Here is a 24,553-nt window from a genome sequence, read left to right as displayed (position 1 = left end):
GGTGAAGGATCGGGGCAGACCCAATCCGTTCTTGCTTTATTCTCCGGAACGAAGCTAGAACAGGATTCGGACCATGATGGAAGATTTTTCCTATTCTCTGCCTATTCAGGGCCATATCGATCCGGTCACGCCCCATGACGAGCGCGCCGGCCTGCTGGTCGTCGCCGACTGGATCGACCGGGACGAACTGACCCCGGTGGCGGACGCCGCCGGGCTCCGGCTGCTGGGTGCGATCGATCTGTCCGAAGCCTCCGCCCGCCTCGACCAGCAGACCCAGTGCGACACGCTGCTGCTCTTCTGCCCCTCCCTCACGCCGACACTCGAACGGTTGCTGGTGCAGGTCGAAACCCAGGCGATCCAGACCGGCATGGCGGTCATCCTTGTCGCCGGATGGGACACGGTCGAACTTGCCTTCGCTTGCGTCCGCAGCCCGCATACGCAATTGCTTTGCGACCCCGACCGCACCGAACTGGCGGCGGCCCTGGTGGCAGCGGGCGAGCATCGGCCGATCCGTGGCAGCGTCCATGAAATGGACCGGGAAGGCGTCCGCCTCCAGCAACTGAGCGAGGAGGTCGGCCGCCTGGCCCGTACCATCGACGCGCTCACCCAGCGTAATCGACTCGCCGCCGCACCGTCCTTCGACCTGGGGCCGCGAATCTCCGATCGGGCCAGCGACTATATCGGCATGCCCATACTTGCACCGGTCAGCGCCCCGTCCCGCACTGCCGACGCACCGTCCGTGTCGCCGCAACAGGTTCGCGACCTGCTCCGCGCCCGCCGCATCCGGGCCGACTTCCTGCCCGGCGATCTGTTTGCCGACCCGGCCTGGGACATGCTGCTGGACCTGCTCGCCGCCCGGCTGGAGCAGGAACGCGTCTCCGTCTCCAGCCTCTGCATCGCTGCCGCCGTGCCACCCACCACAGCGCTCCGCTGGATCCGCACCCTCACCGAAAAAGGGCTGGTCGAACGACAGGCAGACCCGCATGACGGCCGCCGTATCTTCATCGGGCTGGCACAGGAAACCGCCGAATCCCTGATGCGCTGGTTCGGTGCCAGCCGCCGTTTTCTCAACACATGAAGCCCGCGCTTGACCGCCGCGCTTTTTCGCCTAGATAGGCGCTTCCCGAACGGGGGCGATTAGCTCAGTTGGTAGAGCGTCTCGTTTACACCGAGAATGTCGGCGGTTCGAGCCCGTCATCGCCCACCATTTTGTCGGAAGAAGCCGTCCGTTGGGCGACTTCCGGGAAAACTCCCGATCCACACCACTTCGCAACCGAAACATTCATCCTGCAGCAAGCATGGATGCGGCACTGTTACTGCATGCCATTCGCAGCCCTCCTCGGTGGAACGATCGTGCCGCTCCTGCTGATGCTGTCGCCCTTCGCGGTGATGGCGATGCGGGACTGTCCCGACCGGATTTCGGCGACCGGCCATGCCGCATCGCCCGGCAACAGCCCTTGTAATCGTCCGTCCCTGCCTCTGATGTGACGGCGCATATTGCAGCGCAACGGCACCGCTGCTAACGCCGCTTTCCATGATCCAGCCGCCTGAAATCATCCGAGTCTCCAAGTCCCGCGTCTCCTGTGACGGTTCGGGGGACATTCCCGCCGCCCTTGGTCATCCGCGCGTCTTTCTGGAGATTGACGAGCATGGCTATGTCGACTGCGGCTATTGCGATCGCCGCTTCGTGCTGATCGGTGGCGTGGCGGACAATGCGGATGTCGCGGCCAAGCCCGACATCGCTTCGGGCGCCAGCCTCTAAAAAGCCTTTCAAATTTTCCATTGGGCTTGGGTCGTGCCGCCCCTATATCGGGTGGCATGACCGAACTCGCTCCCCTGTTTACTGACGCCCGCGGCCTGCTCTATCGACCGGGCCTGCTCGATCCCGATGGCGCGCGCCGCCTGACTGCCGAGGCGCTGGCCGCCTGCGATGACGGCGAGCTTTACCTCCAGTATCGAGCAAGCGAGAGCTTCGGCTTCGATGATGGCCGCCTCAAGACCGCCGATTATTCGACTGATGCCGGCTTCGGGCTGCGCGGCGTGTCGGGCGAGATGACCGGCTTCGCCCATGCCAACGACATCAGCGAGGCCGCGATCCGCAAGGCGGCGCAGACGCTGACGCTGCTCGATCCGGCCAAGGGTCAGCCCGCCCCGCCGCCGCAGCGCACCAACCGCCACCTCTACACCGACGCCAATCCGCTGGAGATCGTGCCCTTCGCGGAGAAGGTGACGCTCTGCGCCGAGATCGACGCCTCCGCCCGCGCCCGCGACCCGCGCGTCGCCCAGGTGTCGGTCAGCCTGGCCGGCAGCTGGTCGGTGGTCGAGATCGTCCGCGCGGACGGCTTCACCGCGACCGATATCCGCCCGCTGGTGCGCCTCAACGTCTCCATCATTCTGGAGGAAAATGGTCGCCGCGAAACCGGCGTGTTCGGCATTGGCGGCCGTTATCTCTACGATCAGGTGATGGACAAGGCGATCTGGAACCGCGCCATCGACGAGGCGCTGGCCCAGGCCCGCGTCAACATGCGCTCGGTCGCCGCACCCGCCGGTGAGATGACCGTATTGCTCGGCCCCGGCTGGCCCGGCGTGCTGGTCCATGAAGCGATCGGTCATGGCCTGGAAGGCGATTTCAACCGCAAGGGGACCAGCGCCTTTTCCGGCCGCATCGGCGAGCGCGTCGCCGCACCGGGTGTCACCGTAGTCGACGATGGCAGCATCATGGATCGTCGCGGCTCGCTCTCGATCGACGACGAAGGCACGCCGACGCAGGAAAATATCCTGATCGAGGACGGCATCCTAAAGGGCTATATGCAGGATCGACTGAACGCCCGGCTGATGGGCGTCGCGCCCACCGGCAATGGCCGTCGCGAAAGCTACGCCCATGCACCCATGCCGCGGATGACCAATACCTTCATCAAGGGCGGGCAGGATGATCCCGAAGAACTGCTGGGTCGCATGAAGTCCGGCATCTTCGCCAAGAGCTTCGGCGGCGGACAGGTCGACATCGTGTCGGGCAAGTTCGTCTTTTCCTGCACCGAGGCCTACAAGGTCGAGAATGGCAAGCTCGGCGATCCGATCAAGGGCGCGACGCTGATCGGCGACGGCCCGACGGCGCTGACCAAGGTGGTGGGCGTCGGCAGCGACTGGGCGCTGGACGAAGGCATCGGCATGTGCGGCAAGGGCGGGCAGAGCGTGCCCGCCGGCGTCGGCCAGCCGACGCTGTTGCTGGAAGGCCTCACCGTGGGTGGCACGGCGACCTGAGCCGTTGGCGGCATGAGTGGCGGAACCGCGCCACTCGTCCGTTGATTAAGCCAGCATGAACATGCTGACCGACAGTCATGACGCCGTGACCGCCGACTGGGCGGCTGCGATGCTCGATTTCTGGTTCAATCAGGTGGGCGAGGCGGGATGGTGGAGCCATGACCCGGCCCTCGACCAGCTTTGCACCACACGGTTCGAAGCACTCTGGGCAGAAAAACAGGCGCTTCCGCCACAGGCCTTTCTCGACCGCGCCGACGATGCACTCGCTGCCGTGCTGCTGTTCGACCAAATGCCTCGCAACATGTTCCGCGACACAGCCCAAGCCTTTTCCACAGATGTCCTTGCGCGGGAAGTAGCGCGCGGCGCCATTGCGCTCGGCTATGATATTCAGATTGGCGGTGCCGGCCGGCTCTTCTTCTACATGCCGTTCCAGCATAGCGAGGCGATGGAAGATCAGTCGCTTTCGCTCAGCCTGTTCGAAGGTGCTGGCGACGAAAAATCTCTGGATTTTGCCCGTCAGCACTACGCAACCATCCTTCACTTCGGCCGTTTCCCGCATCGCAACGCCGCACTCGGCCGCGAGACTTTGCCCGAGGAGGTCGAAGCCGCTGCCGATGGCGCGCGCTGGTAGAAGAGCTGCCCATTTTTTAGGCAACGCACGGTCGCTGCCCATTTTTTTGGCGTCGCAACATAGAAGGTTGTGGCGAAAGCCGGCATTAACCTGCCTTTAGCAATTTGGCACGCGTCTTGCTGATCATGTCGTCGCACACCAGTAACAGGGGGCGACATGAAACTTGTCATGGCTATCATCAAGCCGTTCAAGCTTGACGATGTCCGCGAGGCACTCTCCTCGCTCGGCATCGCCGGTATGACGGTCAGCGAAGTGAAGGGCTTTGGTCGTCAGAAGGGGCAGACCGAAATCTACCGCGGCGCCGAATATTCGACCAACATGGTTCCGAAGATCAAGATCGAGGTGGTCTGCGACGACGACCTCGCCCCGCGCGTCGTGGAAGCGACCCAGGCCGCGGCCAATTCGGGCGCCATCGGCGATGGCAAGATCTTCGTCCTCGATGTCGGTCAGGCCGTGCGTATCCGCACTGGCGAAACCGGCGAAACCGCGCTGTAAGAAGGGGGAAATAATGACATTTTCCAAGAAACTCGGCGGCGTGGCGGGGGCAGCGGCCCTGTCGCTCTTCGCCGCTTTGCCTGCCTGGGCACAGGACGCTGCGGCGCCCGCGGCCACGGTCGACAAGGGCGACGTCGCCTGGATGATGACTGCGACCGTCCTGGTCCTGGCGATGATCCTGCCGGGCCTTGCCCTCTTCTACGGCGGCCTGGTCCGCACCAAGAATATGCTGTCGGTCATGACGCAGATCGGTGCGGTGGCCTGCCTCGCGATGCTGATCTGGGTCATGTATGGCTATTCGATGGCCTTCGGCCCCGATTACACCAGCGGCCTCAGCAACTTCATCTCGACCTTCGACAAGGCTTTCCTGAAGGGCATCACGCCTGCTTCGCAGGCAGCTACCTTCACGGCCGGTGTCGAGATTCCCGAATATGTCTTCGTCTGCTTCCAGATGACCTTCGCCGCGATCACCATCGCGCTGGTGCTGGGTTCCGTGGTCGAACGCATCAAATTCTCGGCCGTCATGGTATTCGCTGCCATCTGGCTGACGATTGTCTATTTCCCGATCGCGCACATGGTCTGGGCAGCAAGCGGCCTGTTCTTCAAGGCTGGCGCGCTGGACTTCGCCGGCGGCACCGTGGTCCACATCAATGCCGGCGTCTCGGCCCTGGTGGCCGCGCTGATCCTCGGCAAGCGCCTCGGCTTCCCCAAGGAACCCATGCCGCCGCACAGCCTGACCCTGACCGGCGTCGGCACCGGCCTGCTCTGGGTCGGCTGGTTCGGCTTCAACGCCGGTTCGGCGCTGGAAGCCAATGGCTCGGCCGCTCTTGCAATGATCAACACCTTCGTCGCGACTGCCTCTGCCGGTCTGTTCTGGATGCTCGCCGAGCGTCTGAATGGCCACAAGGGCTCGGCTCTGGGCTTCTGCTCGGGCATCATCGCGGGCCTCGTCGCCGTCACCCCGGCAGCCGGCAATTCCGGTCCGTTCGGGGCGATCATCCTGGGCGCCGTCGCCTCCATCGTCTGCTTCTATGCCGTCACCGTCCTCAAGCCCAAGCTCGGCTATGACGACTCGCTGGACGCCTTCGGCATCCACGGCATCGGCGGCATGATCGGCGCCATCGGTACCGCCATCGTCTACTCGCCTGCCTTCGGTGGCCCCGGCGCGGAAGATTATGACATGGCCGCCAAGCTGGTCGTGCAGATCGAAGCGGTCCTGACCACCATCGTCTGGGCATCGGTCGGCACCGCCATCGCCATCTTCATCGCCAAGGCCGTCACCGGTCTGCGGGTCAGCCAGGAGGTCGAATATGAAGGCCTCGACCTCGGCGAACATGGCGAGCGTGCCTACAACCCGTAAGTTTTCACTGAATTGGCCGGGCGGCCATCCCGCCGCCCCGCCTTCCGATGTTCCTCCTGCGAACATGCCTTGGGCCGGTACGAAAGTACCGGCCCTCTTTTTGTCGGCATATGCCGATGCGAAAGCATCGGCCCTCTTTTATGTCAGGCCGGCCGGGTCCAGAGGCCGTCAGGGCGCGGCATGGCGGGCTTCCAGCGTCGGGCACGTCCCGGCACCTGAAGTCCGGCCCGCACCACCCAGCCCAGCTTCTCGCGCCTGGGCGTCACGACGCGATGATCCCAGGCCTGCTCGCCGCGACGCGCAACCTCGCGGGCGATGTCGCCATAGATGCCCGCCGCCGCCAGCACGGCCCAGGCCGCGCGCGGGGGCAAAGCACCCGTACCATGGCGCGCGCTCTGCTCATAGGCGGCGGCCATGTCGGCCAGGCGTCTGGCAAGAATCGCGAGACGCGGGCGGACCCAGGGCTTCATATGCTCGCCGGGCGGGATATCCATTTCCGCAAGCCATAACTGCGGCAGGTAGCAGCGGTCCGCCGCCTCATCCTCACTGATATCGCGGGCGATATTGGCGAGCTGGAAGGCGAGGCCAAGATCGCACGCCCGGTCCAGCGTCGCATCGTCCTCTGGGTCGACACCCATCAGGACCGCCATCATGCAACCGACCGCGCCCGCGACATGATAGCAATAGCGCAGCATGTCCGCCTCGCTGCGCGGGCGCCAGTCGCGCGCGTCGAGCGCGAAGCCCTCGATCAGGTCATCCGCATAGCGCGCGGGGATGGCGCATTCGCGCATCACGACGCCAAAGCCATCGAATGCCGGATCGCCGGTCGCTTCGCCATGCAGCGCCTTGTCGGTCAGCACCCGCATCATCGACAGCCGCGCCTGCGCGTTGGCGACGCTGGTCATCGCACCGCCATGATCCTGCCCGTCGGCGATGTCGTCACACTTGCGGCACCAGGCATAGAGCAGCCATGCCCGCTCGCGGGTCACGCGATCGAACAGCTTCGAGGCCATGGCGAAGGATTTGGAACCGCGCGATATGCTGTCGCGGGCATGGGTTACGAGCGTCTGGCGGTCGGGGATATTGGAGGACATGTCATCGACATGCCCTGCCCGACTGCCAAAGTCACCCAACCATGTTACCGGATCAGAGCCGCGCCGCCTTCATCGCGAAGATCGTCTCATGCGGCTTGTAGGCCGCCATGTCATCGAGCAGTGTCTCGATACTATCGGCATGGATCATGATGCCGGCATGTTGCGGACGGATGAAGCCGACCTCCACCATCTGCCGGTTGAAGCCGATCAATTGGTCGTAGAAGCCCGCGACATTCAACAGCCCGACCGGCTTGCTATGATAGCCCAGCTGCGCCCAACTGATCGCTTCCCACAATTCGTCCATCGTGCCGACGCCGCCGGGTATGGTGACGAAGCCGTCCGAAAGATCGGTGAAGAGCTGCTTGCGCTGGTGCATCGTCTGCACGACGTGCAGCTGCGTGCAGCCGCGGTGCGCGACTTCGGCGCCGACCAACGCTTCGGGAATCACGCCGATCACCTCACCGCCGGCTTCCAGCGCCGCATCCGCCACCGCGCCCATAAGGCCCAGGCGCCCGCCGCCATAGACGACGCCGATGCCGCGCTCCGCCAGCGTGCGCCCGACATGGCGCGCCGCGTCGACATAGGTGAGGTCGGCCGGCGTCGCCGATCCGCAATATACTGCCAGTCTCTTCATGATCTTCAGCCCAAATCCTGCAACATCAGCGCCGCGGTCGCCTTGGCGCTGCCCACCACGCCGGGGATGCCCGCGCCGGGATGGGTGCCGGCCCCTACCAGATACAGATTGGGAATGACATCGTCGCGATTATGCGCGCGGAACCAGGCGCTCTGGGTCAGCAACGGCTCCAAGCTGAAGGCGCTGCCCATATGGGCATTGAGATCACGCCCGAAATCGCTCGGCGCATAGTGGAATCGGGTGACGATGCGCGAACGGATGTCGGGGATCAGCCGATGCTGGATCTCGTCGAGGATACGCTCGGCATAGGCATGGCCGAACTGGTCCCAGTCGATCGGCAGCTTGCCCATGTGCGGTACCGGCGCCAGCGCATAAAAGGTCGAATGCCCGTCCGGCGCCATCGACGGGTCGGTGACGGTCGGGTGGTGCAGGTAGAGCGAGAAATCCTGCGGCAACACGCCATGATCATAGATATCGGTCAGCAACCCTTCATAGCGGGGTCCGAACAGGATCATATGGTGCGGGATGCCCGGCCAGCTGCCCTTGATACCGAAATGCAGCACGAACAGGCTGGGCGACCAGCGCTTCTGGCCGAGACTGTCCGCCTGTTTCTGGCCGCGCGGATGGTGGCCCAGCAGGTCGCGATAGCTGTGCATCAGGTCGGCGTTGGTCGCGATCGCATCCGCCTCCCCACGCCAGCCCGACGCGGTGTGGACCGCCGTCGCCTTGTCGCCATAGGTTTCGATCCGCGTGACGGCGTCGCCCAGGCGCAACGTGCCGCCCAGCCGCTCGAAATGGGTGGCCATCGCCTGAACCAGCCGGTTGGTGCCACCCTTCGCGAACCAGACGCCGCCATCCTTTTCCAGCTTGTGGATCAGGGCATAGATGGCGCTGGTCTTCATCGGGTTGCCGCCGACCAGCAGCGTGTGGAAGGACAGCGCCTCGCGCAGCTTCTCATTCTTCACATGGGACGCGACGACCGAATAGACCGACCGCCAGGCCTGGTATTTCGCGAGCGACGGCGCCGCCTTTATCATCGATGCGAAGTCGAGAAACGCGACCGAGCCGAGCTTGCGATAGCCCTCCTCATAAACGCCGGCGGCATAGTCGCAAAAGCGTTCGTAACCGGCGACGTCATTCGGATCGAGCTTGGCGATCTCCGCCCGCAGCGCGGCTTCATTGTTCGAATAATCGAAATTGGTGCCGTCGCGCCAGTTGAGCCGGTAGAAGGGCGACACCGGCACCAGACCGATATCCTGCGTCATGTCATGCCCCGACAGCCGCCATAGTTCAGCCAGGCAATCGGGATCGGTGATGACGGTCGGCCCCGCGTCGAAGGTGAAGCCGTCCTTCTCCCACATATAGGCGCGCCCGCCCGGCCGATCGCGCGCCTCGACCAAAATAGTGTTGATTCCGGCCGATTGCAGACGGATGGCAAGCGCCAAGCCACCAAAGCCCGCACCAATGACGATCGCAGTCCTGTTCATCAGGCGGGCGGGTTCCACAATGTTCGCATGGCGTCCCTTATGGGCACGGGGGGCTTTCCGCACAAGATGCGGATGCGGTCCGCAATGGTGGAACGCCCTGCATAGAAACGCTGGATCAGCGCAGGCGAAAGCCCGTAGAAACGCGCGAAGATACGCCATCGCTGATCCGGCTGGGCCGCTCCGAACAGCATCCTGCCGAGCAGCCGATAGTAGCCGCCCCCCTGCCAATGCGCCCTGGCATAGCCGCGCGCCGCAGCCGGCAGCCCTTCCAGCGACTGGTCGGCGAGCCAGAGTGCGAATCGGACGGCGTCGGGCAGCGAATAGCCGGTCATCGGTTGGAACAGCCCCGCCCTGACGCCGGCGCGTGCCACTGGATCATCCTTGGGCCAGTACCGATCGAAGTCGCCGCCATGGACCACGGGCAATACGCCCTGCTCGCGATGGATGACCTCCACGCGCCACCCCTTTGCCCGCACATAGTCCGCTATCCGCGCCTCGATCACGGGCACGTCCAGATCCGGTGCATTGCTGTAATAGGTATCCTCGACGAAGATCGTCCGCTCATCCCAGGGCAGCAGGTAGACGAAGCGATAGCCGTCATGCTGCGCCACGGTGGCGTCCATGATCACCGGTCGATCGATCCCGTGTGGGGCTTCGCAGCGCAGGGCATGGCCGACGAATTTCTGCCAGCCACAGCGCAGAGCCGACAGATCGCCCCCACCCCGCGCATCGATGACTGCCCGCGCGCGGATCGATCGGCCATCGGCCAGCGTGACGCCGTTCGGCGACAGTGCCGTCACCTCGGCATCGGTCAGGAGGCTATCGCCCAGGAGGCGCGTAAGATGGACAGCAAACTGGACAGTCTCGACGCTGTTATAAGGGGTCTCCAGACGGCGGTCCAAACCGGGAAAACGAACCTCATGCCCCTGCGGCCAGCTACGCACGACGAGCGGGTCGATCAGCCACCGATCCTTCGGCGCGACATCGCCGTCGAAGAAGGACCAGATATGATTGCCACCCGGCTGCGCGCCCTGCTCGACCAGCAGCAGCCGTACCTCCGGGCGCAGCGCCGCGAAGGCGAGCGCGATCAGCCCGCCCGCCAGGCCGCCGCCGATGATCGCCAGGTCGCAATCCAGTTCGTTCGCCATGCCCCCTGTTAGAACAAGTTGTGCCTGCCGATCCAGCCCTTGGCGGCACTGCAAATATAGGATAGGGGGGTACCCTATGCATATTATCGCGGATCGAGACAAGTTGCTGGCGCGGGTGCGCCGGATCGCAGGCCAGGTCGCTGCCGTGGAACGGCAATTGACCGGGGATGCAGGCTGTTCGGAAACGCTCCAGCTGGTAGCATCCGTGCGCGGTGCGGTCGGCAGCCTGATGGAAGAACTGATCGAGCAACACATGCGCGAACATGTCGCCCGCCCCGGCCTGACCGACGACGCGCGGGCGGCCGCGACCGAAGAAATGCTGGCGCTGATCCGCCGTTACGGGAAATGACGATGCACGACGACCACAGCCAGCATGGGCATGGGCATCACCATCATGGCCACGACCATGATCATCAAAACCATGCCCCTGTTCCCGCCGCCATTCCGGGCGACGCGGAGGAAAGCCACTATTTCGACCATATCTACCTGAGCGCTGGGCATGACAAGAATGCGAAGCGGACGCTCTGGGTCGTGTGGCTCACCGCCGCTACCATGGTGGTGGAGATTGTTTTCGGCTGGTTGACCGGCTCGATGGCCTTGCTGGCCGACGGTTTCCACATGGCAACCCATGCCGGCGCGCTGGCGGTGGCCGCTGCGGCCTATGGCTACGCCAAGCGACATGCCCGCAATCCGCGCTACACCTTCGGCACCGGCAAGGTCGGCGACCTGTCGGGCTTCGCCTCCGCCCTGCTGCTGGGCGTGACCGCGCTCTTCATCGCGGTCGAATCGGGACTGCGCTTTTTTCAGCCCATTCATGTCGCTTTCGGGGAGGCGACGCTGGTCGCAGTCGTCGGCCTGGTCATCAACATCATCAGCGCCCTGCTGCTGGGGCACGACCATAGCCATGAACTCGGCCATGGACATGATCATGAAGGCCATGACCACCAGCATGGCCATGCCGACAACAACCTCCGCGCCGCCTATGTCCATGTGCTGACCGACGCGCTGACATCAGTACTGGCGATCGGCGCGTTGCTCGCCGGGCGTTATCTGGGCTGGTGGTGGATGGATCCAGCGGTCGGGCTGCTGGGCGCGGTGGTGATCGCACGCTGGGCCTGGGGGTTGATGAAGGACACCGCCGCCATCCTGCTCGACACCGCCGAACCCGCGCTGATGGCCACCGTGCGGCGTGAGGCAGAGGCGGAGGGCGCAACGATCCGCGACCTCCATGTCTGGCGTATCGGCCCCCATGCCCATGCCGCCATCATCAGCCTTGCCGCCGGCGCAAATGCCACCGCCGTACGCAAGCGCGTCCGCGCCTTGCCTCGCATGGAGCATGTCACGGTGGAGTGCGGCTGAACAAATATCGCCACGGCTTTGTAATAGATTGTAACAAATGCCATTTTCATCGAACCGTCATGAAAATGGCATCACCCTGTAAGGAAAGCCCCCCACTGGCCCCCTCAACCGGACGGGGTACAGCGGGGACATAGCTGATCTCCCGTCGGCAACAGGGAGATTCCAGCATGAACCGCCTTTTCCGCGGCGCAAGCCGCGCCGCCATTGTCATTGCGCTCGCCGCACCCGCCGCCGCCTTCGCCGGCACCATCACTGGCACCGTGTCCGATGGCACCGGCACGCGCGCACTCCAGTCCACCCAGCTGCGCATCGTCGAGAATGGCCGCGTCGCCGAAGCGGGCCGTGACGGCTCCTACCGCTTCCCCGACGTTTCGCCGGGCACCTACACGATCGAGGCGCGCTATGTCGGGGCCGATCCGGTCCGCACCACCGTCGTCGTTCCCGCATCGGGCGACGTGGATGCCGACATCCGAATCGGTTCGGATATCGACAGCTCCATCATCGTCGTCGGCCAGGTCGCCAACCAGGCATCGACGCTTTCCCGTCAACGGGCTGCCGACGGCGTGGAAAGCGTCCTGACCCGCGACGCCATCGGCCAGTTCCCCGACCAGAATGTCGCCGAATCGATCCGTCGCCTGCCCGGCGTGAACATCCTCAACGATCAGGGCGAAGGCCGCTTCGTGTCAGTTCGCGGTCTTGACCCCGAACTCAATGCCGCCTCGATCAACGGCACCCGCATCCCCGCGCCTGAAAGCGACGTCCGCTCGGTTGCGCTGGACGTCATCCCGTCCGAACTGATCGAATCGATCGAGATCAAGAAGTCGCTGACGCCCGATATGGATGCCGACACCATCGGTGCCTCGATCGAGATCCAGACCACCAGCGCCTTCGACCGCAAGAAGGACCTCTATTCGGTCAAGTTGGAAGGCAGCTATAACGACTATGCCGACGCGCTGACGCCCAAGGGAAGCGTCGATTTCTCCACCCGCCTCACCGACCGTTTCGGCATCGCCGGCGGCTTCAGCTATTACAAGCGCAAGTTCCAGACCGACAATATCGAGGCAGCCGACTGGGCGCAGACCGATGACGGCGTCGCCTATGCACAGGAAGTGCAGTATCGTGACTATGACGTGCAGCGTAAGCGCATGGGCGGCTCGCTGAGCCTCGACTGGCTCGCCACCGACACCACCAAGCTCTACGCCCGCGGCCTTTACAGCCAGTTCGAGGATCAGGAATATCGCGGCGACGTGATCTTCATCATGGATGAAGAACCCGCGTCGGGCACCGCCACATCGGCCCAGTTCAGCGACGAGGATGGCCGCATCGAAGTGCGCCGCCGTATGAAGGACCGGTTCGAGAAGCAGCGGATCAAGTCGCTGACCCTGGGCGGCGAAACCAACACCGGCCCCTGGAAGCTGACCTATTCGGGCAGCTGGTCGGAAGCCAGCGAGCGCGAAAATGGCTCGATCGATCCGACCCGCTTCCGCGCCCGGTTCGACGGCGACGGCGTCGATGTCGGCTTCGACTATTCCAACCCGATGAAGCCAATCTACACGGTGACAGGCAATACCGATGCCTTCTACGATCCGTCGGAATATGGCTTCAACGAGCTTGAGCGCACCACCCTGTCGGCCTCCAAGGATCGTGAATATACGATCAAGGGCGACATCAGCCGCGCCTTTGCCATGGATAGCGGCACCTTCACCGTCCAGACCGGCATGAAGGCGCGTTGGCGCAAGAAGAGCTACAATCTCCAGTCGGACGTCTATGATGATTATGACGGCGACTATACGCTGGCGGACGTGCTGGGCGGCCAGACCTACCGCATCCAGGATATCCTGCCGCTGCCAAGCCACACCGGCCCGACCAACTTCTTTTATGACAATCAGGACAATTTCGTCTTGAACGAACTGGACACGCTGCTCAATTCGACCACATCGGACTATTCGGTGAAGGAGGATATCCTCTCCACCTACCTGATGGGCCGCTGGGACAGCGCCACGCTGCGCGTCATCGGCGGTGTTCGCATGGAGCAGACCAGGAACGATATCCGCGCCTTCCTCACCGAAACCGACGAGGACGAGAATGTCACCATCACGCCGACCCGCTTCGCGCGCAATTATACCAACTGGCTCCCCAGCCTGACGGTACGCTACGAGCCGGTCCGCAACCTCGTCTTCCGTCTGGGCGGCTACAAGAGCCTGGTCCGTCCCAAGCTGTCGCAGCTCGCCCCGCGCTTCGACATCAACGAGGACCGCGAAGCCACGCTCGGCAACCCCAATCTGCGTCCCTACAGCGCCTGGAACGTCGACGCGTCGGCCGAATGGTATTTCGGCACCAACGCAGCGCTGACCGGCGGCTTTTTCTGGAAGTCGATCAAGGATTTCGTGGTGGAGCAGCGGATCACCGATCCGGGCACCATCTATGGCGTCGACTATGAGGAACTGACCACCTACGTCAACGGCGACAAGGCGAAGATCAAGGGCTTCGAACTGTCCTATAGCCAGGTGATGAGCTTCCTGCCCGCGCCGTTCGACGGCCTGCTGCTGAACGCCAACTACACCTACACCGATGCCAAGGGTACGGTGCTGACCGATGGCGACATCAACGATCCGCGCAAGATCCCGCTGGCGGCATCGTCCAAGAACACGTTCAACCTGGTGCTGGGTTACGAAAAGGGTCCGATCTCGCTGCGCGCGGCGGGCACCTATCGCGACAAATATCTGGACGAACTGGGCAGCGAAGCCGACCAGGACCGTTATGTCGACGATCATTTCCAGCTCGACCTGAGCGCGAAATATCGCATCGCGCCGGGCGTCCGGGTCTTCGCCGAGTGGATCAACGCCACCAACGAACCCTATTTCGCCTATCAGAATTACGCGCGCGCCAAGCGCATCCTGCAATATGAAGAATATAACTGGACCGCGAAGTTCGGCGTCACCGCCAGCTTCTGATCCCTCTTCTTCCTCTGCTTGCCGGCCGTGCCCCTGCACGGTCGGCAAGTTTTGTTTTACGGAGGCCCCCATGTTCCGACTTCCTGTCGTCGCCCTGCTGTTGGCGACCACCGGGCCGCTGATGGCCCAATCCGCCCAGCCCCCAATCCCCCGTTCAGCAGGCACACCCTACGCCGCGCGCACCCTGCCCGACCGGATCATGCTGACACCGGCGGCCGATCCGTCGCGGGGCATGGCCGTCGCCTATCGCACCGACGTCGCCCAGTCGCCGAGCGAGGCGCAGATCGCGATTTCCGTCGACGGCCCGACGCTGGAGGAAAAGGCGATGACCGTCACCGGTCCGGCGGGTACGGCGAAGGACAGCGCCAATGGCCCGGCGCTTTATCATCAGATCCGCTTCGACAATCTCACGCCCGACACCGTCTATGCCTATCGGTTGAGGGGGAGCGCGGGCTGGAGCGAATGGTTGCAGTTCCGCACCGCAGCGGCCGAGGCCAAACCGTTCCGCTTCCTCTATCTCGGCGACATCCAGAACGGCATCCTGACCTATGCCAGCCGCGTCATCCGTCAAGCGTTCCACGCCAATGGCGGGATCGAACTGGTCGCCCATGCCGGCGATCTCGCCGCACAGCGCGACGATCTCGACCATGACGACGAATGGGGCGAATTCAATCAGGCGGCCGGTTACAACTGGTCGATCGTCCCGCAGCTGCCCGCCACCGGCAATCATGAATATGTCGATGTGACGCTGCCCAACGGCCAGGAAAGCCGCCAGCTCGGCCCCTATTTCCCTCTCCAGTTCGCACTGCCGGACAATGGCGTGCCGGGACTCAAGACGACATATTATGTCGATTATCAGGGCGTGCGCTTCATCGTGCTGGACGGCACGTCGGCGATCGACCTCGGCACCATGGCGCAGCAGACCCAATGGCTGGACGCCACGCTCGCGTCGAGCAAGGCGAAATGGAACGTCGTGCTGTTCCACCAGCCCGTCTTCACCTGCGCCCGGCCGCAGGACACGGCGGAAGTGAAGGCCGCGTGGAAGCCCGTCTTCGACAAGCGCAAGGTCGACCTTGTGTTGCAGGGGCATGACCATTGCTACAGCCGCCTGACCTCCGAAGCCGGACGCGAAGCCTCCGCACAGGCGCGCAAGGACGGCGCGATCCAGGGACCGGTCTATCTCGTCTCCGTCACGGGTTCCAAGATGTACGGCCTGAACGACCGCGCCCGCACCCAGCCGGACAAGACTGCCGAGGCGACCGAACTCTATCAGGTCGTGGATGTCGATGGCGATCGGCTCAAATTCCGTACCTTCACCGCGTCGAGCAAGCTCTATGACGGCTTCGACCTGGAGAAGCGGGCGGACGGCAATCATCTGACCGACACGAGCGAACCTACCATCGCGGTACGAACCTGTACCGGCAATATCGGCCCGGACGGCGGCAAATGCGTCGCGCGCGGCAAGTGAGGAGCAACATGATGCAGCGTCTCGCCCTCCCCCTGACCAGCCTCCTTGCTCTCGTCGCCTGCGCGACCGCCGAAAAGGAGGTGCCGGTCGCCGTCCGCATCGCCAACGCGACCCCGGCCATGACCGTCACCGCCCGCGGGGAGACGACGCCGGTCGGCACCCCCAATGCGGATGCAGCCGACGATCCGGCGATCTGGCGCAACGCCGCCAATCCCGCTCAGAGCCTGATCGTCGGCACCGACAAGAAGGCCGGCCTCTATGTCTATGGGCTGGACGGCAAGACCCGCGACTTCCTCGATTCGGGAAGGGTGAACAATGTCGATCTGCGCGACGGCGTCAGCATCAACGGCCAGACCGGCATCCTCGTCGTCGCCAGCGACCGCAATGACGTGGCGAACGCGAAGCTGGCGCTGTTCCGGCTCGACAGTGCGACGGCGAAGTTGACAGCTCTGGGCAAGGTCGATGCCGGCAAGGGCGAGGCCTATGGCATTTGCATGTATAAGGCGCCCGAAGCCACCTACGCCTTCATCGTGCTGAAGGATGGCACCGTGAACCAGGTCGCGCTCGACCCATCGGGTCCGACGCCGGCCGGCAAGATTGTCCGCACGATGAAGCTTGGCACCCAGTCGGAAGGCTGCTCCGTCGATGACCGCACCGGGATTCTCTATGTGGCGGAGGAGGATGTCGGCCTGTGGCGCTTCGACGCGCGCGCGACCGGCCCCACCACGCCGACGAAGATCGCGGCGGCGGACGGCAAGAACCTCGTCATGGATGCCGAAGGCGTCGCCATCGCGCCGATCGGGGAAAAGGACGGCTATGTCCTCGTCTCCAGCCAGGGCGACAATGCCTATGTCGTCTACAAGATGAGTGACGACAGCTATGTCGGCCGCTTCCGCGTGGTCGACGGCGTCATCGGCGGGTCGGAGGAAACCGACGGCATCGAACTGATGCTCGGCGACTTCGGCTCGGCTTATCCGGGCGGACTCTTCGTGGCGCAGGACGGCCATAACGCCGCCGCCGCGCAGAATTTCAAGCTGGTCGCCTGGGACGATATCGCCAGGGCGCTCGGCCTGCCGCAATGACGATCAGGGGGCGGACCGCCCAAAGCGGCCCCTCCCTTTCGCACCCCCTTGGTCTTGGCAGGCCCATGCTCTATGGGGTCAGGCCTGTCCAAATAGAGGGAAGCCGATTTGATCCTGGACCTTGCCGCCGCCGCTTCGAGCGCCATCCGCTTTGAAGATCTGGGGCTCAATCCCGTCGCCCTCGACCTCGGCTTCTTCACGCTGAAATGGTACAGCCTCGCCTATCTGGCCGGCATCCTGATCGGCTACTGGTATCTGCTGAAACTGGTCGCCCAGCCCGGTTCGCCCATGGCGCGCCGCCATGCGGACGACATGATCTTCTACGCGACGCTCGGCATCATCATCGGCGGGCGGCTGGCCTATGTGATCTTCTACCAGCCCGAAATCCTCCAGCATCCGCTGGACATATTCAAGCTGTGGAATGGCGGCATGTCCTTCCATGGCGGCGCGGCGGGCGTATCGGTCGGCATCCTCTACATGGCATGGAAGGAAAAGCTCAGCTGGCTGCGCATCCATGACTATGTCGCCTGCGTCGTACCCTTCGGCCTGTTCTTCGGCCGCCTCGCCAATTTCGTGAACGGGGAACTTTGGGGCAAGGAAAGCGACGTGCCGTGGGCGATGATCTTCCCCACCGGCGGCCCCTTCCCCCGCCATCCCAGCCAGCTTTACGAAGCCATGCTGGAAGGCGTCGTGCTGTTCCTGATCCTGGCCTTCGCCTTCTGGAAGACGCGCGCGCGCTACAAGCCGGGGATGCTCGTGGGCATCTTCGTCTTCGGCTATGGCTGCTTCCGCTTCGCCGTCGAATATTTCCGCGAGGCCGACGCCCAGTTGATGGAATTCGCCGCCCGCACCGGCCTGCACATGGGTCAGTGGCTGTGCATCCCGATGATCCTGGGCGGCCTCTACCTGATCGTCACCGCCAAGGGGCGCCGCCTGCGCGTGGAGCCGGTGGCGGGCACCGCCAGTGTCAGCTGAACATCTGTCGGCTGACGATTTGCCGCTGGCGGACCGGCTGGCGCGGCAGATCGCCTCGGGCGGCCCCATCTCGGTCGCCCATTATATCGGCGAGGCGAACCAGCATTATTACGCCTCTCGCGACCCGCTGGGCGCGGACGGCGACTTCACCACCGCACCGGAAATCAGCCAGATGTTCGGCGAACTGGTCGGCCTCTGCCTCGCCGACATCTGGATGCGATCGGGCCGTCGGCCCGAAGCCGCCTACGTCGAACTGGGGCCGGGTCGCGGCACGCTGGCGGCGGATGCTCTGCGGGCGATGGAGCGCGCGGCCCTCGCCCCCAAGGCGCATCTGGTCGAGACCAGCCCCTCGCTGCGCGACCGGCAGAGCGCGCTGTTGCAGCATGTGATCCATCATGACGGCATCGACAGCCTGCCCGATCAGGGGCCGCTGCTGGTCGTCGCCAACGAATTTTTCGATGCCCTGCCCGTGCGCCAGTGCATCCGCGTCGGTGACGAGTGGCGCGAGCGCGTCGTGATCGCGCGGGAGGAGGCAGGCCGCTTCATTCCCGTGGCCGGCTATCGCCGGATCGCATCCGGTCTGCCGCCGATGGCGGAAGAAGCCCCTGAAGGCGCGATCATCGAATCGCCTATCATGGGCGCAGAGATCGCCTATGCTCTCGCCCACCGCATCGCGCGACAAGGCGGTGCTGCGATCCTGATCGACTATGGCTATGAGGGGCCGGCGCTGGGCGACACGCTACAGGCGGTGAAGGCACACAGATTCGCCGATCCCTTCGCCGATCCGGGCGAGGTGGACCTGACAACCCATGTCGATTTCACCGTGCTGGGCAACATGGCGCGACAGGCGGGGCTGCGCGTCCATGGTCCGGTCGGTCAGGGTGATTTCCTGCGCCAACTCGGCATCGACGCCCGCGCCGAGCAGTTGGCCCGCAGCGCCCCGGCCCGCGCGCAGGACGTTGAATCCGCGCGCCACCGCCTGACCGATGAAACGGAAATGGGCACTTTGTTCAAGGCGATGGCCTGGACCCACCCGGACTGGGCCGATCCGGCGGGGTTCGGGACGTAACCGCCGCGAGGAGAATCAATCGTCCTGGTGGTAGCGGCTCAGCTTGCGGATGAAGCCGATCAGGCCGGTCTGGCGGCTGCGCTTCATCCGTTCGGCATGCAGGATGGTCTGCACCCGCTGGAAGCAATCCTCCGCATCGACGTTGCAGAGCACATAGTCATAGCCGTCCCAGTGGGCGATTTCACCCGCTGCGCGCGCCATGCGACCCTCGATCACCTCGTCGCTGTCGGTAGCGCGGCCGCGCAGGCGGCGCTCCAGTTCCTCCATCGAGGGCGGCAGGATGAAGATGCGGACGACGTCGCCACCGGCGATCTGATGCAGTTGCTGCGCACCCTGCCAGTCGATGTCGAATAGCACGTCCTTGCCCGACTTCAGCATCGCTTCCACCGGCGCGCGCGGCGTGCCGTAGCGCTGGCCGAAGACATGGGCCCATTCGAGAAACTCATGATCCGCCGTCATCCGGCGAAACTCTTCCAGATCGACGAAATGATAATCCTTGCCGTCGACTTCCCCCGGCCGCATCGGCCGCGTCGTGGCGGACACTGACATGGACAGATCGGTTTCGGCGGCGAGCAACTTGCGCGCGATGGTGGACTTGCCCGCGCCGGAGGGCGAGGACAGAACGAAAAGCACGCCGCGGCGCTTGAAATCGGGACTCTCGGTGGGGATGCTGTCGGCCATGACCGCTAGTGGCGTCCCAGCCACGGATTTGCAAGAGGGCTGCGCAGCATAAGCGCGGTCAGGCGGGGACGAAGCGTCGTTCCACCGCCTGCAATGCCCCGACCACCCGATGCGGAGGCGGCGGTGCGACGAACAGCAGATTCACTATGCCGTTCCTGCGCGCGACGACCGCCAACACCATCCCGACGATCAGCGCGACCGGGAAGGACGCAATCGTCGCCACTTCTGCCGCTACACCCAGCCTGCTGCACAGGCCGATGACGAGATAGATGATGGTGAAGTGAGACACGTAGAAGATCAGCGAATTCTGCCCGATGAAGATCAGCGGCGCGGACCAGCGGCCCGCCTGCGCGCGATATGCGGTCGCGCTGACGGCCAGGATGAAACAGAGTGCCGGAAGCGCATAGAGCGGGCCATAGCTCAGATGATAGACGACCGACGCGATGGCGCCGAGGATGACCGCACACCATGCAAGCAGTGATGCGCGCGCTTGCAGGATGCGTATCCATGATTGCCAGTGACTGCCCGCCCATGCGCCCAGGAAGAAGAACGCCATGAGGTAGAAGAGACGCTCGCCATTCTTGGTGCCATCCGGCGCAAGGATCGCGATGACGAAAGCGACCGCCACGACCAGCAGCGGCGGCACCCGGCGCAGCGGAATGGCGGCCAGATAATAGACGAGGATGAAGGTCAGGAACCAGAGATAGGATTGGCCGGTCAGATATTTTCGCAATTGTTCGGCGTCGAGGACGGGCGGGCCGATGACATAGGAATAGATGAGCGACCAGATCAGCAAAGGCCAGAATATCCGTCGCACCTTGCCCAAAAGATAGAGTGTGATGCCCTTTTTGAAGGATGCCGCGAGCAGCGATCCGGACAGGAAAACCAGCGTCGGCATCCGGTACAGTACAAATAGCTGGTTGAAATTCGCCAACAACGGCGGGATCGCATAATCATGGCGTTCGAGAATGGTCGCCGAATGAAAGGATATGACCATCAATATGGCCATGCCGCGCAACAGATCCATCCACAATTGCCGCTGCTGCGTCGACTGTTCGACAATATTTACGGAAAACCGGGTCGAAACGCGAGAAACATCCATAGGACTCTCCGCCAGCGGCATCATGGCCAGTCAGCGGCGAGTGTATGTTTGGAGACGCGTTAGAAATACTACCAAGACGCGATGAACACCAACGGTTCGTATCGAATCCAACACGGACAGCCGCAAATATAGCTAATTCTTCATTCGACGTCGTCGCACCTCATCCATCAATATTGGTTCGGCGCTGTCGTCGGGTATCGTTTTTACAGCACGCTTTCGGTCGGCCTCGCGCTTCGCCTCGTAAAGCTTGCCCGCCATATAGGCGCCGGTTACGAACAGCGCGCCTGCGGGATAACGCATGATCAGTCGCTTGGCCCCCGCACCGGCAAGCAGTCCGACGACGCCCTTCTTGCCGGTCCCCGCAGCAACGCGCGCGGCCACGACCGTAGCACCCAGCCGCGCCGCCTTCCGCAGCAACCCCGCCTTTTTCGGCGGACGGATCGTCACCAACGGTGCGGCGGGAGCGGGCAATTTCCTCTTCATAGGGCGTTAATGTATCGCACAGCCGCCGGTTCCGCCATGTTGATATGGATCACACCATATTTTCGGGCCTGACCAGACGGTCGAAGGTCGCCTCGTCAACCAGTCCCAGTTCCAATCCGGCCTGGCGGAGGGTCAGCCCTTTTTTATGCGCATGTTTGGCGATGGCTGCGGCATTGTCATAGCCGATCTCGGGGGCCAGCGCCGTTACCAGCATCAACGAACGATCGACCAGTTCGGCGATGCGCGTTTCATTGGCCTGCATCCCCTCGACGCAGCGCTCGGCGAAGCTTTCCATACCGACGCTCAGCAGATGGATGGAACGCAGTACATTGGCACCGATGAGCGGCATGAAGACATTGAGTTCGAAATGGCCCTGCATACCGCCAACGGTGATGGCCTGGTGATTGCCGATCACCTGCGCCGCCACCATCGTCAGCGATTCACATTGGGTCGGGTTGACCTTGCCCGGCATGATCGAGCTGCCGGGTTCATTGGCGGGCAAGTCCAGCTCGCCCAGGCCCGAACGCGGCCCTGACCCCAGGAAGCGGATATCGTTGGCGATCTTGGTCAGCGCCACCGCCAGCGTATTGAGCGCGCCGGAGAAGAAGACCAGGCCATCCTTGGCGGCAAGCTGCTCGAACTTGTTGGGCGCGCTTTCGAACGGGGTGCCGGCAATGTCGCTGATTGCCGCGGTCATGTCGTCCGCCCAGCCATCCGGCGCATTGAGGCCGGTACCCACCGCCGTGCCGCCGATCGCGAGCTTGCGGATATTGCCGCTCAGCGCCCCCTCGATCCGCGCCTTGCTGCTGATCAACTGGGCGACATAGCCGGAAAATTCCTGGCCCAGCGTGAGCGGCGTGGCATCCTGCGTATGGGTACGGCCGATCTTGACGATATGATGCCAAGCCTTCGCCTTGGACGCCAGCACCCCGGTCAGCTTTTCAAGTGCGGGGATCAGCCGATCGCATGTGGCCAGCACGGTGGCGACATGCAGCGCGGTCGGAAAGCTGTCGTTCGAGGACTGGCTCATGTTCACATGATCGTTGGGGTGGACCGGGTTTTTGCCCCCGCGCGTGCCGGCCAGCTGCTCATTGGCATAGCCCGCGATCACCTCGTTGACGTTCATGTTGGTCTGAGTGCCCGATCCTGTCTGCCATATGACGAGCGGGAACTGATCGTCGAGCGCGCCGGAGACGATTTGCTGCGCGGCATTCTCGATACCCGCCACGATCTTCGGGTCGAGGCCATGCTTGGCATTCACTCGCGCCGCCGCCTGCTTCACGATCGCCTGCGCATGGACGATGCCGATCGGCATGCGCTCGGGCGCACCAAAGGGGAAATTCTCGATACTGCGCTGCGTTTGTGCCCCCCAATAGGCGGTGGCGGGAACCGCGATGGTGCCGATGCTGTCGGTTTCGATACGGGTAGCGGACATTCAGAACCCTCAGTTAAGAATCAGTCGCAAGTGCTGCACCCCATGTAGGACGAAGCCGCGAAAATCCAAGGCGGAACCTTCATGGAAAAATATCGTCCGAAAACGGAGCGCCAAGCTGCGCACATCCCTTAGGGTAAAGGAGGGAAACTGAAACTCGCCCCACATGACATCAACGGCCGAGGAGAAATGGCCAATATCCGGCTTCCTGTCCACCAACCTCCGGCAGATCTCTCTTCCAAGCCGGCCTGGGAAAGATACGCAATTTCCATTCCCGTCAGAACAGGCTGTATTGGCCGCTGCCCTTGAGCGACCAAGTGCCGATCAGGTCATGCCGCGTGCGGCCCACATGGCTGCATATCAGGACGACCTCGTCGACCCGCCAGCTAAACCCGTCGATAGGCCTTTGGTCGGGAGCGCCCCTGCGGTAAAAAAGGGTCTGGTGCGGGCTGAAGCTCCAGCCGGGACGGGGCATCACATCGGCCCGTAGCATCGCGTCGGCAACCTGACCTTGCAGCAGCTTCAGTCCCGCTATGCTGTGCGAAGGGCGCAACGCCGCCGATTCCCCGCTTAGGTTCAGCCGGTCGAGCAGCAGGTCGAACGGCTCGGCCATGATGTTGGCCGCAGCACGACGCAGCGCCTTGATCCGCTCATAGGGATAATCGGACCAGTCGGCAGTAATCCCCAGCGTGACATGCTGATGCTCAGGTCGGATACGATGCGCATCGGGATCGACCCTCTCGGCGAAATGATCGATCTTTCGCATCATGACGAGCGGCGGCTTCACGGCGAAGAACAGGCGATATAATGGCTGGGTCCGAACGTGCATGACAGGCTCCTGCGACTCGAAAGACATTCGTTCATGATATGTTCTCATGCGGAAAGAGTCGAATCTTGGCGGAAACCGTTCCGCCTATCCGGCGTTGAGGAAGGTGCGGGAAAGGAGGAGCATATGGTGCAGCATACGATCGCCAGCCTGGCAGAGAAAATGCAGCATATCGATTTCGCCATGCTGTCTACCCACGCCGAGGGTGGGAATATCGGCGCCAGGCCGATGAGCAACAATCAGGACGTCGCCCATGGCGGCGACAGTTACTATTTCACGACCGAAGACACGCTGATGGTGAAGGACATAGAGCGCGACCCACGCGTCAGCCTGTCCTTCCATGGCAAGAGCGGCCTGTTCGGCCAGCGCCCTCTGTTCATCGCCCTGGAAGGCCATGCCGATCTGATCCGTGATCGCAGCCAGTTCGCCGCGCACTGGAACCCGGATCTGGAACTGTGGTTTACGCAGGGCGCGGATACGCCCGGTCTTGTGATGATCCACGTCCATGCCGAGCGCGCCCATTATTGGGATGGCGAGGATGAGGGTGAACTGGAAATAGACGTGCTGCACTGACGATATGCGCAGCTGGACGATCGCGCGAAGCATGTTGGCAGCGGTTTATACGCTTGCAGGCATAATGCATTTGACGCGACCGGCCGGCTTCGTCGCGATCACACCACATTGGGTGCCCTCGCCTGAAATGATGGTCATGTTCACGGGTTTCGCCGAACTGGCTGGCGCAATGGGGTTAATGTTTCCGCCAACCCGACGTGCGGCGGGAATGGGCCTTGCCATTTATGCGCTTTGCGTCTGGCCCGCCAATTTCAACCATGCGCTGAACGACATTCCGATCAATGGCATGCATCTGGGTTGGGGATATCACGGTCCACGCCTTGCATTACAGCCGCTTATCATCTGGTGGGGGCTGTGGGCCGGGGGAATTACCGATTGGCCTATTCGCCGTCGACGAGCCGCCAGACAACGACATGAGCGATAAACCGCACGGTTGTCT

25 protein-coding genes and 1 tRNA gene are annotated in these 24,553 nt (G+C 63.3%); 17 read left to right on the top strand and 9 right to left on the bottom strand.

Annotated features, from left to right (window positions below; translation table 11 throughout):
• Window positions 1–73 precede the first annotated feature (73 nt).
• The 8 genes from VMR39_RS03215 to VMR39_RS03180 all read left to right on the top strand — a co-directional run bounded on the left by VMR39_RS03215 (window position 74) and on the right by VMR39_RS03180 (window position 5,747).
• Complete coding sequence (locus tag VMR39_RS03215; RefSeq protein ID WP_414712446.1) at window positions 74–1,078, top strand: winged helix DNA-binding protein; 1,005 nt, start codon at window positions 74–76, stop codon at window positions 1,076–1,078.
• A 53-nt stretch (window positions 1,079–1,131) separates the two neighbouring features.
• Window positions 1,132–1,207 (top strand) — tRNA-Val (locus VMR39_RS03210).
• 113 nt (window positions 1,208–1,320) lie between these two features.
• Entirely contained in the window at window positions 1,321–1,488 is a 168-nt protein-coding gene (locus VMR39_RS03205; protein WP_325414283.1) for a hypothetical protein, read from the top strand.
• 46 nt (window positions 1,489–1,534) lie between these two features.
• Window positions 1,535–1,762, top strand: a complete 228-nt coding sequence (locus VMR39_RS03200; RefSeq protein ID WP_325414281.1) for a zinc-finger domain-containing protein — start codon at window positions 1,535–1,537, stop codon at window positions 1,760–1,762.
• 56 nt (window positions 1,763–1,818) lie between these two features.
• Window positions 1,819–3,261: a metalloprotease TldD gene (tldD, locus tag VMR39_RS03195; protein WP_325414279.1), complete on the top strand. Its 1,443-nt coding sequence runs from the start codon at window positions 1,819–1,821 to the stop codon at window positions 3,259–3,261.
• Between the two features lie 55 nt (window positions 3,262–3,316).
• Complete coding sequence (locus VMR39_RS03190; RefSeq protein WP_325414277.1) at window positions 3,317–3,892, top strand: DUF924 family protein; 576 nt, start codon at window positions 3,317–3,319, stop codon at window positions 3,890–3,892.
• Window positions 3,893–4,048: 156 nt separating this feature from the next.
• On the top strand, window positions 4,049–4,387 hold the full coding sequence (locus VMR39_RS03185) for a P-II family nitrogen regulator (RefSeq protein WP_004209785.1): 339 nt from the start codon (window positions 4,049–4,051) through the stop codon (window positions 4,385–4,387).
• 13 nt (window positions 4,388–4,400) lie between these two features.
• Window positions 4,401–5,747, top strand: a complete 1,347-nt coding sequence (locus tag VMR39_RS03180; RefSeq protein ID WP_325414269.1) for an ammonium transporter — start codon at window positions 4,401–4,403, stop codon at window positions 5,745–5,747.
• A gap of 143 nt (window positions 5,748–5,890) precedes the next feature.
• On the opposite strand, the gene VMR39_RS03175 is transcribed toward VMR39_RS03180, so the two are convergent.
• The 4 genes from VMR39_RS03175 to crtY are packed head-to-tail and all read right to left on the bottom strand — an operon-like array spanning window position 5,891 to window position 10,110.
• Entirely contained in the window at window positions 5,891–6,841 is a 951-nt protein-coding gene (locus VMR39_RS03175; protein WP_325414267.1) for a phytoene/squalene synthase family protein, read from the bottom strand.
• 52 nt (window positions 6,842–6,893) lie between these two features.
• On the bottom strand, window positions 6,894–7,475 hold the full coding sequence (locus tag VMR39_RS03170; RefSeq protein ID WP_325414264.1) for a TIGR00730 family Rossman fold protein: 582 nt from the start codon (window positions 7,473–7,475) through the stop codon (window positions 6,894–6,896).
• A 5-nt stretch (window positions 7,476–7,480) separates the two neighbouring features.
• Entirely contained in the window at window positions 7,481–8,962 is a 1,482-nt protein-coding gene (locus VMR39_RS03165; RefSeq protein WP_325414262.1) for a phytoene desaturase, read from the bottom strand.
• Entirely contained in the window at window positions 8,962–10,110 is a 1,149-nt protein-coding gene (crtY, locus tag VMR39_RS03160) for a lycopene beta-cyclase CrtY (RefSeq protein ID WP_325414260.1), read from the bottom strand. Before crtY ends, VMR39_RS03165 begins: the two co-directional genes overlap by 1 nt.
• A gap of 76 nt (window positions 10,111–10,186) precedes the next feature.
• On the opposite strand from crtY, the gene VMR39_RS03155 reads away from it, so the two are divergent.
• The 7 genes from VMR39_RS03155 (at window position 10,187) to VMR39_RS03125 (ending at window position 19,017) form a co-directional block, all read left to right on the top strand.
• Window positions 10,187–10,459 carry a metal/formaldehyde-sensitive transcriptional repressor gene (locus VMR39_RS03155; RefSeq protein ID WP_325414258.1) on the top strand — a complete coding sequence of 91 codons (273 nt, stop codon included), beginning with the start codon at window positions 10,187–10,189 and terminating at the stop codon, window positions 10,457–10,459.
• Complete coding sequence (gene dmeF, locus VMR39_RS03150; protein WP_325414256.1) at window positions 10,456–11,469, top strand: CDF family Co(II)/Ni(II) efflux transporter DmeF; 1,014 nt, start codon at window positions 10,456–10,458, stop codon at window positions 11,467–11,469. The genes VMR39_RS03155 and dmeF overlap by 4 nt, the downstream gene beginning before the upstream one ends.
• Window positions 11,470–11,636: 167 nt before the next feature.
• A complete protein-coding gene (locus tag VMR39_RS03145; RefSeq protein WP_325414254.1) occupies window positions 11,637–14,423 on the top strand; it encodes a TonB-dependent receptor in 2,787 nt (928 codons plus the stop codon).
• A 70-nt stretch (window positions 14,424–14,493) separates the two neighbouring features.
• Complete coding sequence (locus tag VMR39_RS03140; protein ID WP_325414252.1) at window positions 14,494–15,891, top strand: metallophosphoesterase family protein; 1,398 nt, start codon at window positions 14,494–14,496, stop codon at window positions 15,889–15,891.
• A gap of 11 nt (window positions 15,892–15,902) precedes the next feature.
• Window positions 15,903–16,973, top strand: a complete 1,071-nt coding sequence (locus tag VMR39_RS03135) for a phytase (RefSeq protein ID WP_414712445.1) — start codon at window positions 15,903–15,905, stop codon at window positions 16,971–16,973.
• Between the two features lie 108 nt (window positions 16,974–17,081).
• Window positions 17,082–17,948 carry a prolipoprotein diacylglyceryl transferase gene (gene lgt / locus VMR39_RS03130; RefSeq protein ID WP_325414248.1) on the top strand — a complete coding sequence of 289 codons (867 nt, stop codon included), beginning with the start codon at window positions 17,082–17,084 and terminating at the stop codon, window positions 17,946–17,948.
• A gap of 4 nt (window positions 17,949–17,952) precedes the next feature.
• Complete coding sequence (locus VMR39_RS03125; protein ID WP_325414285.1) at window positions 17,953–19,017, top strand: class I SAM-dependent methyltransferase; 1,065 nt, start codon at window positions 17,953–17,955, stop codon at window positions 19,015–19,017.
• Window positions 19,018–19,032: 15 nt separating this feature from the next.
• On the opposite strand, the gene gmk is transcribed toward VMR39_RS03125, so the two are convergent.
• The 5 genes from gmk to VMR39_RS03100 all read right to left on the bottom strand — a co-directional run bounded on the left by gmk (window position 19,033) and on the right by VMR39_RS03100 (window position 23,544).
• Window positions 19,033–19,698, bottom strand: a complete 666-nt coding sequence (gene gmk, locus VMR39_RS03120) for a guanylate kinase (RefSeq protein WP_325414246.1) — start codon at window positions 19,696–19,698, stop codon at window positions 19,033–19,035.
• Between the two features lie 58 nt (window positions 19,699–19,756).
• Window positions 19,757–20,800 (bottom strand): acyltransferase, encoded by a 1,044-nt coding sequence (locus tag VMR39_RS03115; protein WP_325414244.1) that lies wholly within the window; start codon window positions 20,798–20,800, stop codon window positions 19,757–19,759.
• A gap of 132 nt (window positions 20,801–20,932) precedes the next feature.
• Window positions 20,933–21,283: a hypothetical protein gene (locus VMR39_RS03110; RefSeq protein WP_325414242.1), complete on the bottom strand. Its 351-nt coding sequence runs from the start codon at window positions 21,281–21,283 to the stop codon at window positions 20,933–20,935.
• Between the two features lie 49 nt (window positions 21,284–21,332).
• On the bottom strand, window positions 21,333–22,718 hold the full coding sequence (gene fumC, locus VMR39_RS03105) for a class II fumarate hydratase (protein ID WP_325414240.1): 1,386 nt from the start codon (window positions 22,716–22,718) through the stop codon (window positions 21,333–21,335).
• A 274-nt stretch (window positions 22,719–22,992) separates the two neighbouring features.
• Window positions 22,993–23,544 carry a 2'-5' RNA ligase family protein gene (locus tag VMR39_RS03100; protein WP_325414238.1) on the bottom strand — a complete coding sequence of 184 codons (552 nt, stop codon included), beginning with the start codon at window positions 23,542–23,544 and terminating at the stop codon, window positions 22,993–22,995.
• A 123-nt stretch (window positions 23,545–23,667) separates the two neighbouring features.
• Here VMR39_RS03100 and VMR39_RS03095 point away from each other — a divergent pair, with 123 nt between their 5' ends.
• Entirely contained in the window at window positions 23,668–24,114 is a 447-nt protein-coding gene (locus VMR39_RS03095; RefSeq protein ID WP_325414236.1) for a pyridoxamine 5'-phosphate oxidase family protein, read from the top strand.
• Between the two features lie 4 nt (window positions 24,115–24,118).
• Entirely contained in the window at window positions 24,119–24,538 is a 420-nt protein-coding gene (locus tag VMR39_RS03090) for a DoxX family protein (RefSeq protein WP_325414234.1), read from the top strand.
• Window positions 24,539–24,553: the final 15 nt, after the last annotated feature.

Origin of the sequence: Sphingobium sp. (assembly GCF_035511395.1) — a bacterium.
Taxonomy (GTDB): domain Bacteria; phylum Pseudomonadota; class Alphaproteobacteria; order Sphingomonadales; family Sphingomonadaceae; genus Sphingobium.
The sequence above is the reverse complement of the archived record's forward strand: the minus strand, read 5'-3'. Positions and strand labels throughout refer to the sequence as shown.

Coding starts and splice junctions, on each gene's coding strand:
- VMR39_RS03215 (WP_414712446.1), top strand. CDS start 74: ATGATGGAAGATTTTTCCTATTCTCTGCCTATTCAGGGCCATATCGAT.
- VMR39_RS03205 (WP_325414283.1), top strand. CDS start 1,321: ATGCCATTCGCAGCCCTCCTCGGTGGAACGATCGTGCCGCTCCTGCTG.
- VMR39_RS03200 (WP_325414281.1), top strand. CDS start 1,535: ATGATCCAGCCGCCTGAAATCATCCGAGTCTCCAAGTCCCGCGTCTCC.
- tldD (WP_325414279.1), top strand. CDS start 1,819: ATGACCGAACTCGCTCCCCTGTTTACTGACGCCCGCGGCCTGCTCTAT.
- VMR39_RS03190 (WP_325414277.1), top strand. CDS start 3,317: ATGAACATGCTGACCGACAGTCATGACGCCGTGACCGCCGACTGGGCG.
- VMR39_RS03185 (WP_004209785.1), top strand. CDS start 4,049: ATGAAACTTGTCATGGCTATCATCAAGCCGTTCAAGCTTGACGATGTC.
- VMR39_RS03180 (WP_325414269.1), top strand. CDS start 4,401: ATGACATTTTCCAAGAAACTCGGCGGCGTGGCGGGGGCAGCGGCCCTG.
- VMR39_RS03175 (WP_325414267.1), bottom strand. CDS start 6,841: ATGTCCTCCAATATCCCCGACCGCCAGACGCTCGTAACCCATGCCCGC.
- VMR39_RS03170 (WP_325414264.1), bottom strand. CDS start 7,475: ATGAAGAGACTGGCAGTATATTGCGGATCGGCGACGCCGGCCGACCTC.
- VMR39_RS03165 (WP_325414262.1), bottom strand. CDS start 8,962: ATGAACAGGACTGCGATCGTCATTGGTGCGGGCTTTGGTGGCTTGGCG.
- crtY (WP_325414260.1), bottom strand. CDS start 10,110: ATGGCGAACGAACTGGATTGCGACCTGGCGATCATCGGCGGCGGCCTG.
- VMR39_RS03155 (WP_325414258.1), top strand. CDS start 10,187: ATGCATATTATCGCGGATCGAGACAAGTTGCTGGCGCGGGTGCGCCGG.
- dmeF (WP_325414256.1), top strand. CDS start 10,456: ATGACGATGCACGACGACCACAGCCAGCATGGGCATGGGCATCACCAT.
- VMR39_RS03145 (WP_325414254.1), top strand. CDS start 11,637: ATGAACCGCCTTTTCCGCGGCGCAAGCCGCGCCGCCATTGTCATTGCG.
- VMR39_RS03140 (WP_325414252.1), top strand. CDS start 14,494: ATGTTCCGACTTCCTGTCGTCGCCCTGCTGTTGGCGACCACCGGGCCG.
- VMR39_RS03135 (WP_414712445.1), top strand. CDS start 15,903: ATGCAGCGTCTCGCCCTCCCCCTGACCAGCCTCCTTGCTCTCGTCGCC.
- gmk (WP_325414246.1), bottom strand. CDS start 19,698: ATGGCCGACAGCATCCCCACCGAGAGTCCCGATTTCAAGCGCCGCGGC.
- VMR39_RS03115 (WP_325414244.1), bottom strand. CDS start 20,800: ATGGATGTTTCTCGCGTTTCGACCCGGTTTTCCGTAAATATTGTCGAA.
- VMR39_RS03110 (WP_325414242.1), bottom strand. CDS start 21,283: ATGAAGAGGAAATTGCCCGCTCCCGCCGCACCGTTGGTGACGATCCGT.
- fumC (WP_325414240.1), bottom strand. CDS start 22,718: ATGTCCGCTACCCGTATCGAAACCGACAGCATCGGCACCATCGCGGTT.
- VMR39_RS03100 (WP_325414238.1), bottom strand. CDS start 23,544: ATGCACGTTCGGACCCAGCCATTATATCGCCTGTTCTTCGCCGTGAAG.
- VMR39_RS03095 (WP_325414236.1), top strand. CDS start 23,668: ATGGTGCAGCATACGATCGCCAGCCTGGCAGAGAAAATGCAGCATATC.
- VMR39_RS03090 (WP_325414234.1), top strand. CDS start 24,119: ATGCGCAGCTGGACGATCGCGCGAAGCATGTTGGCAGCGGTTTATACG.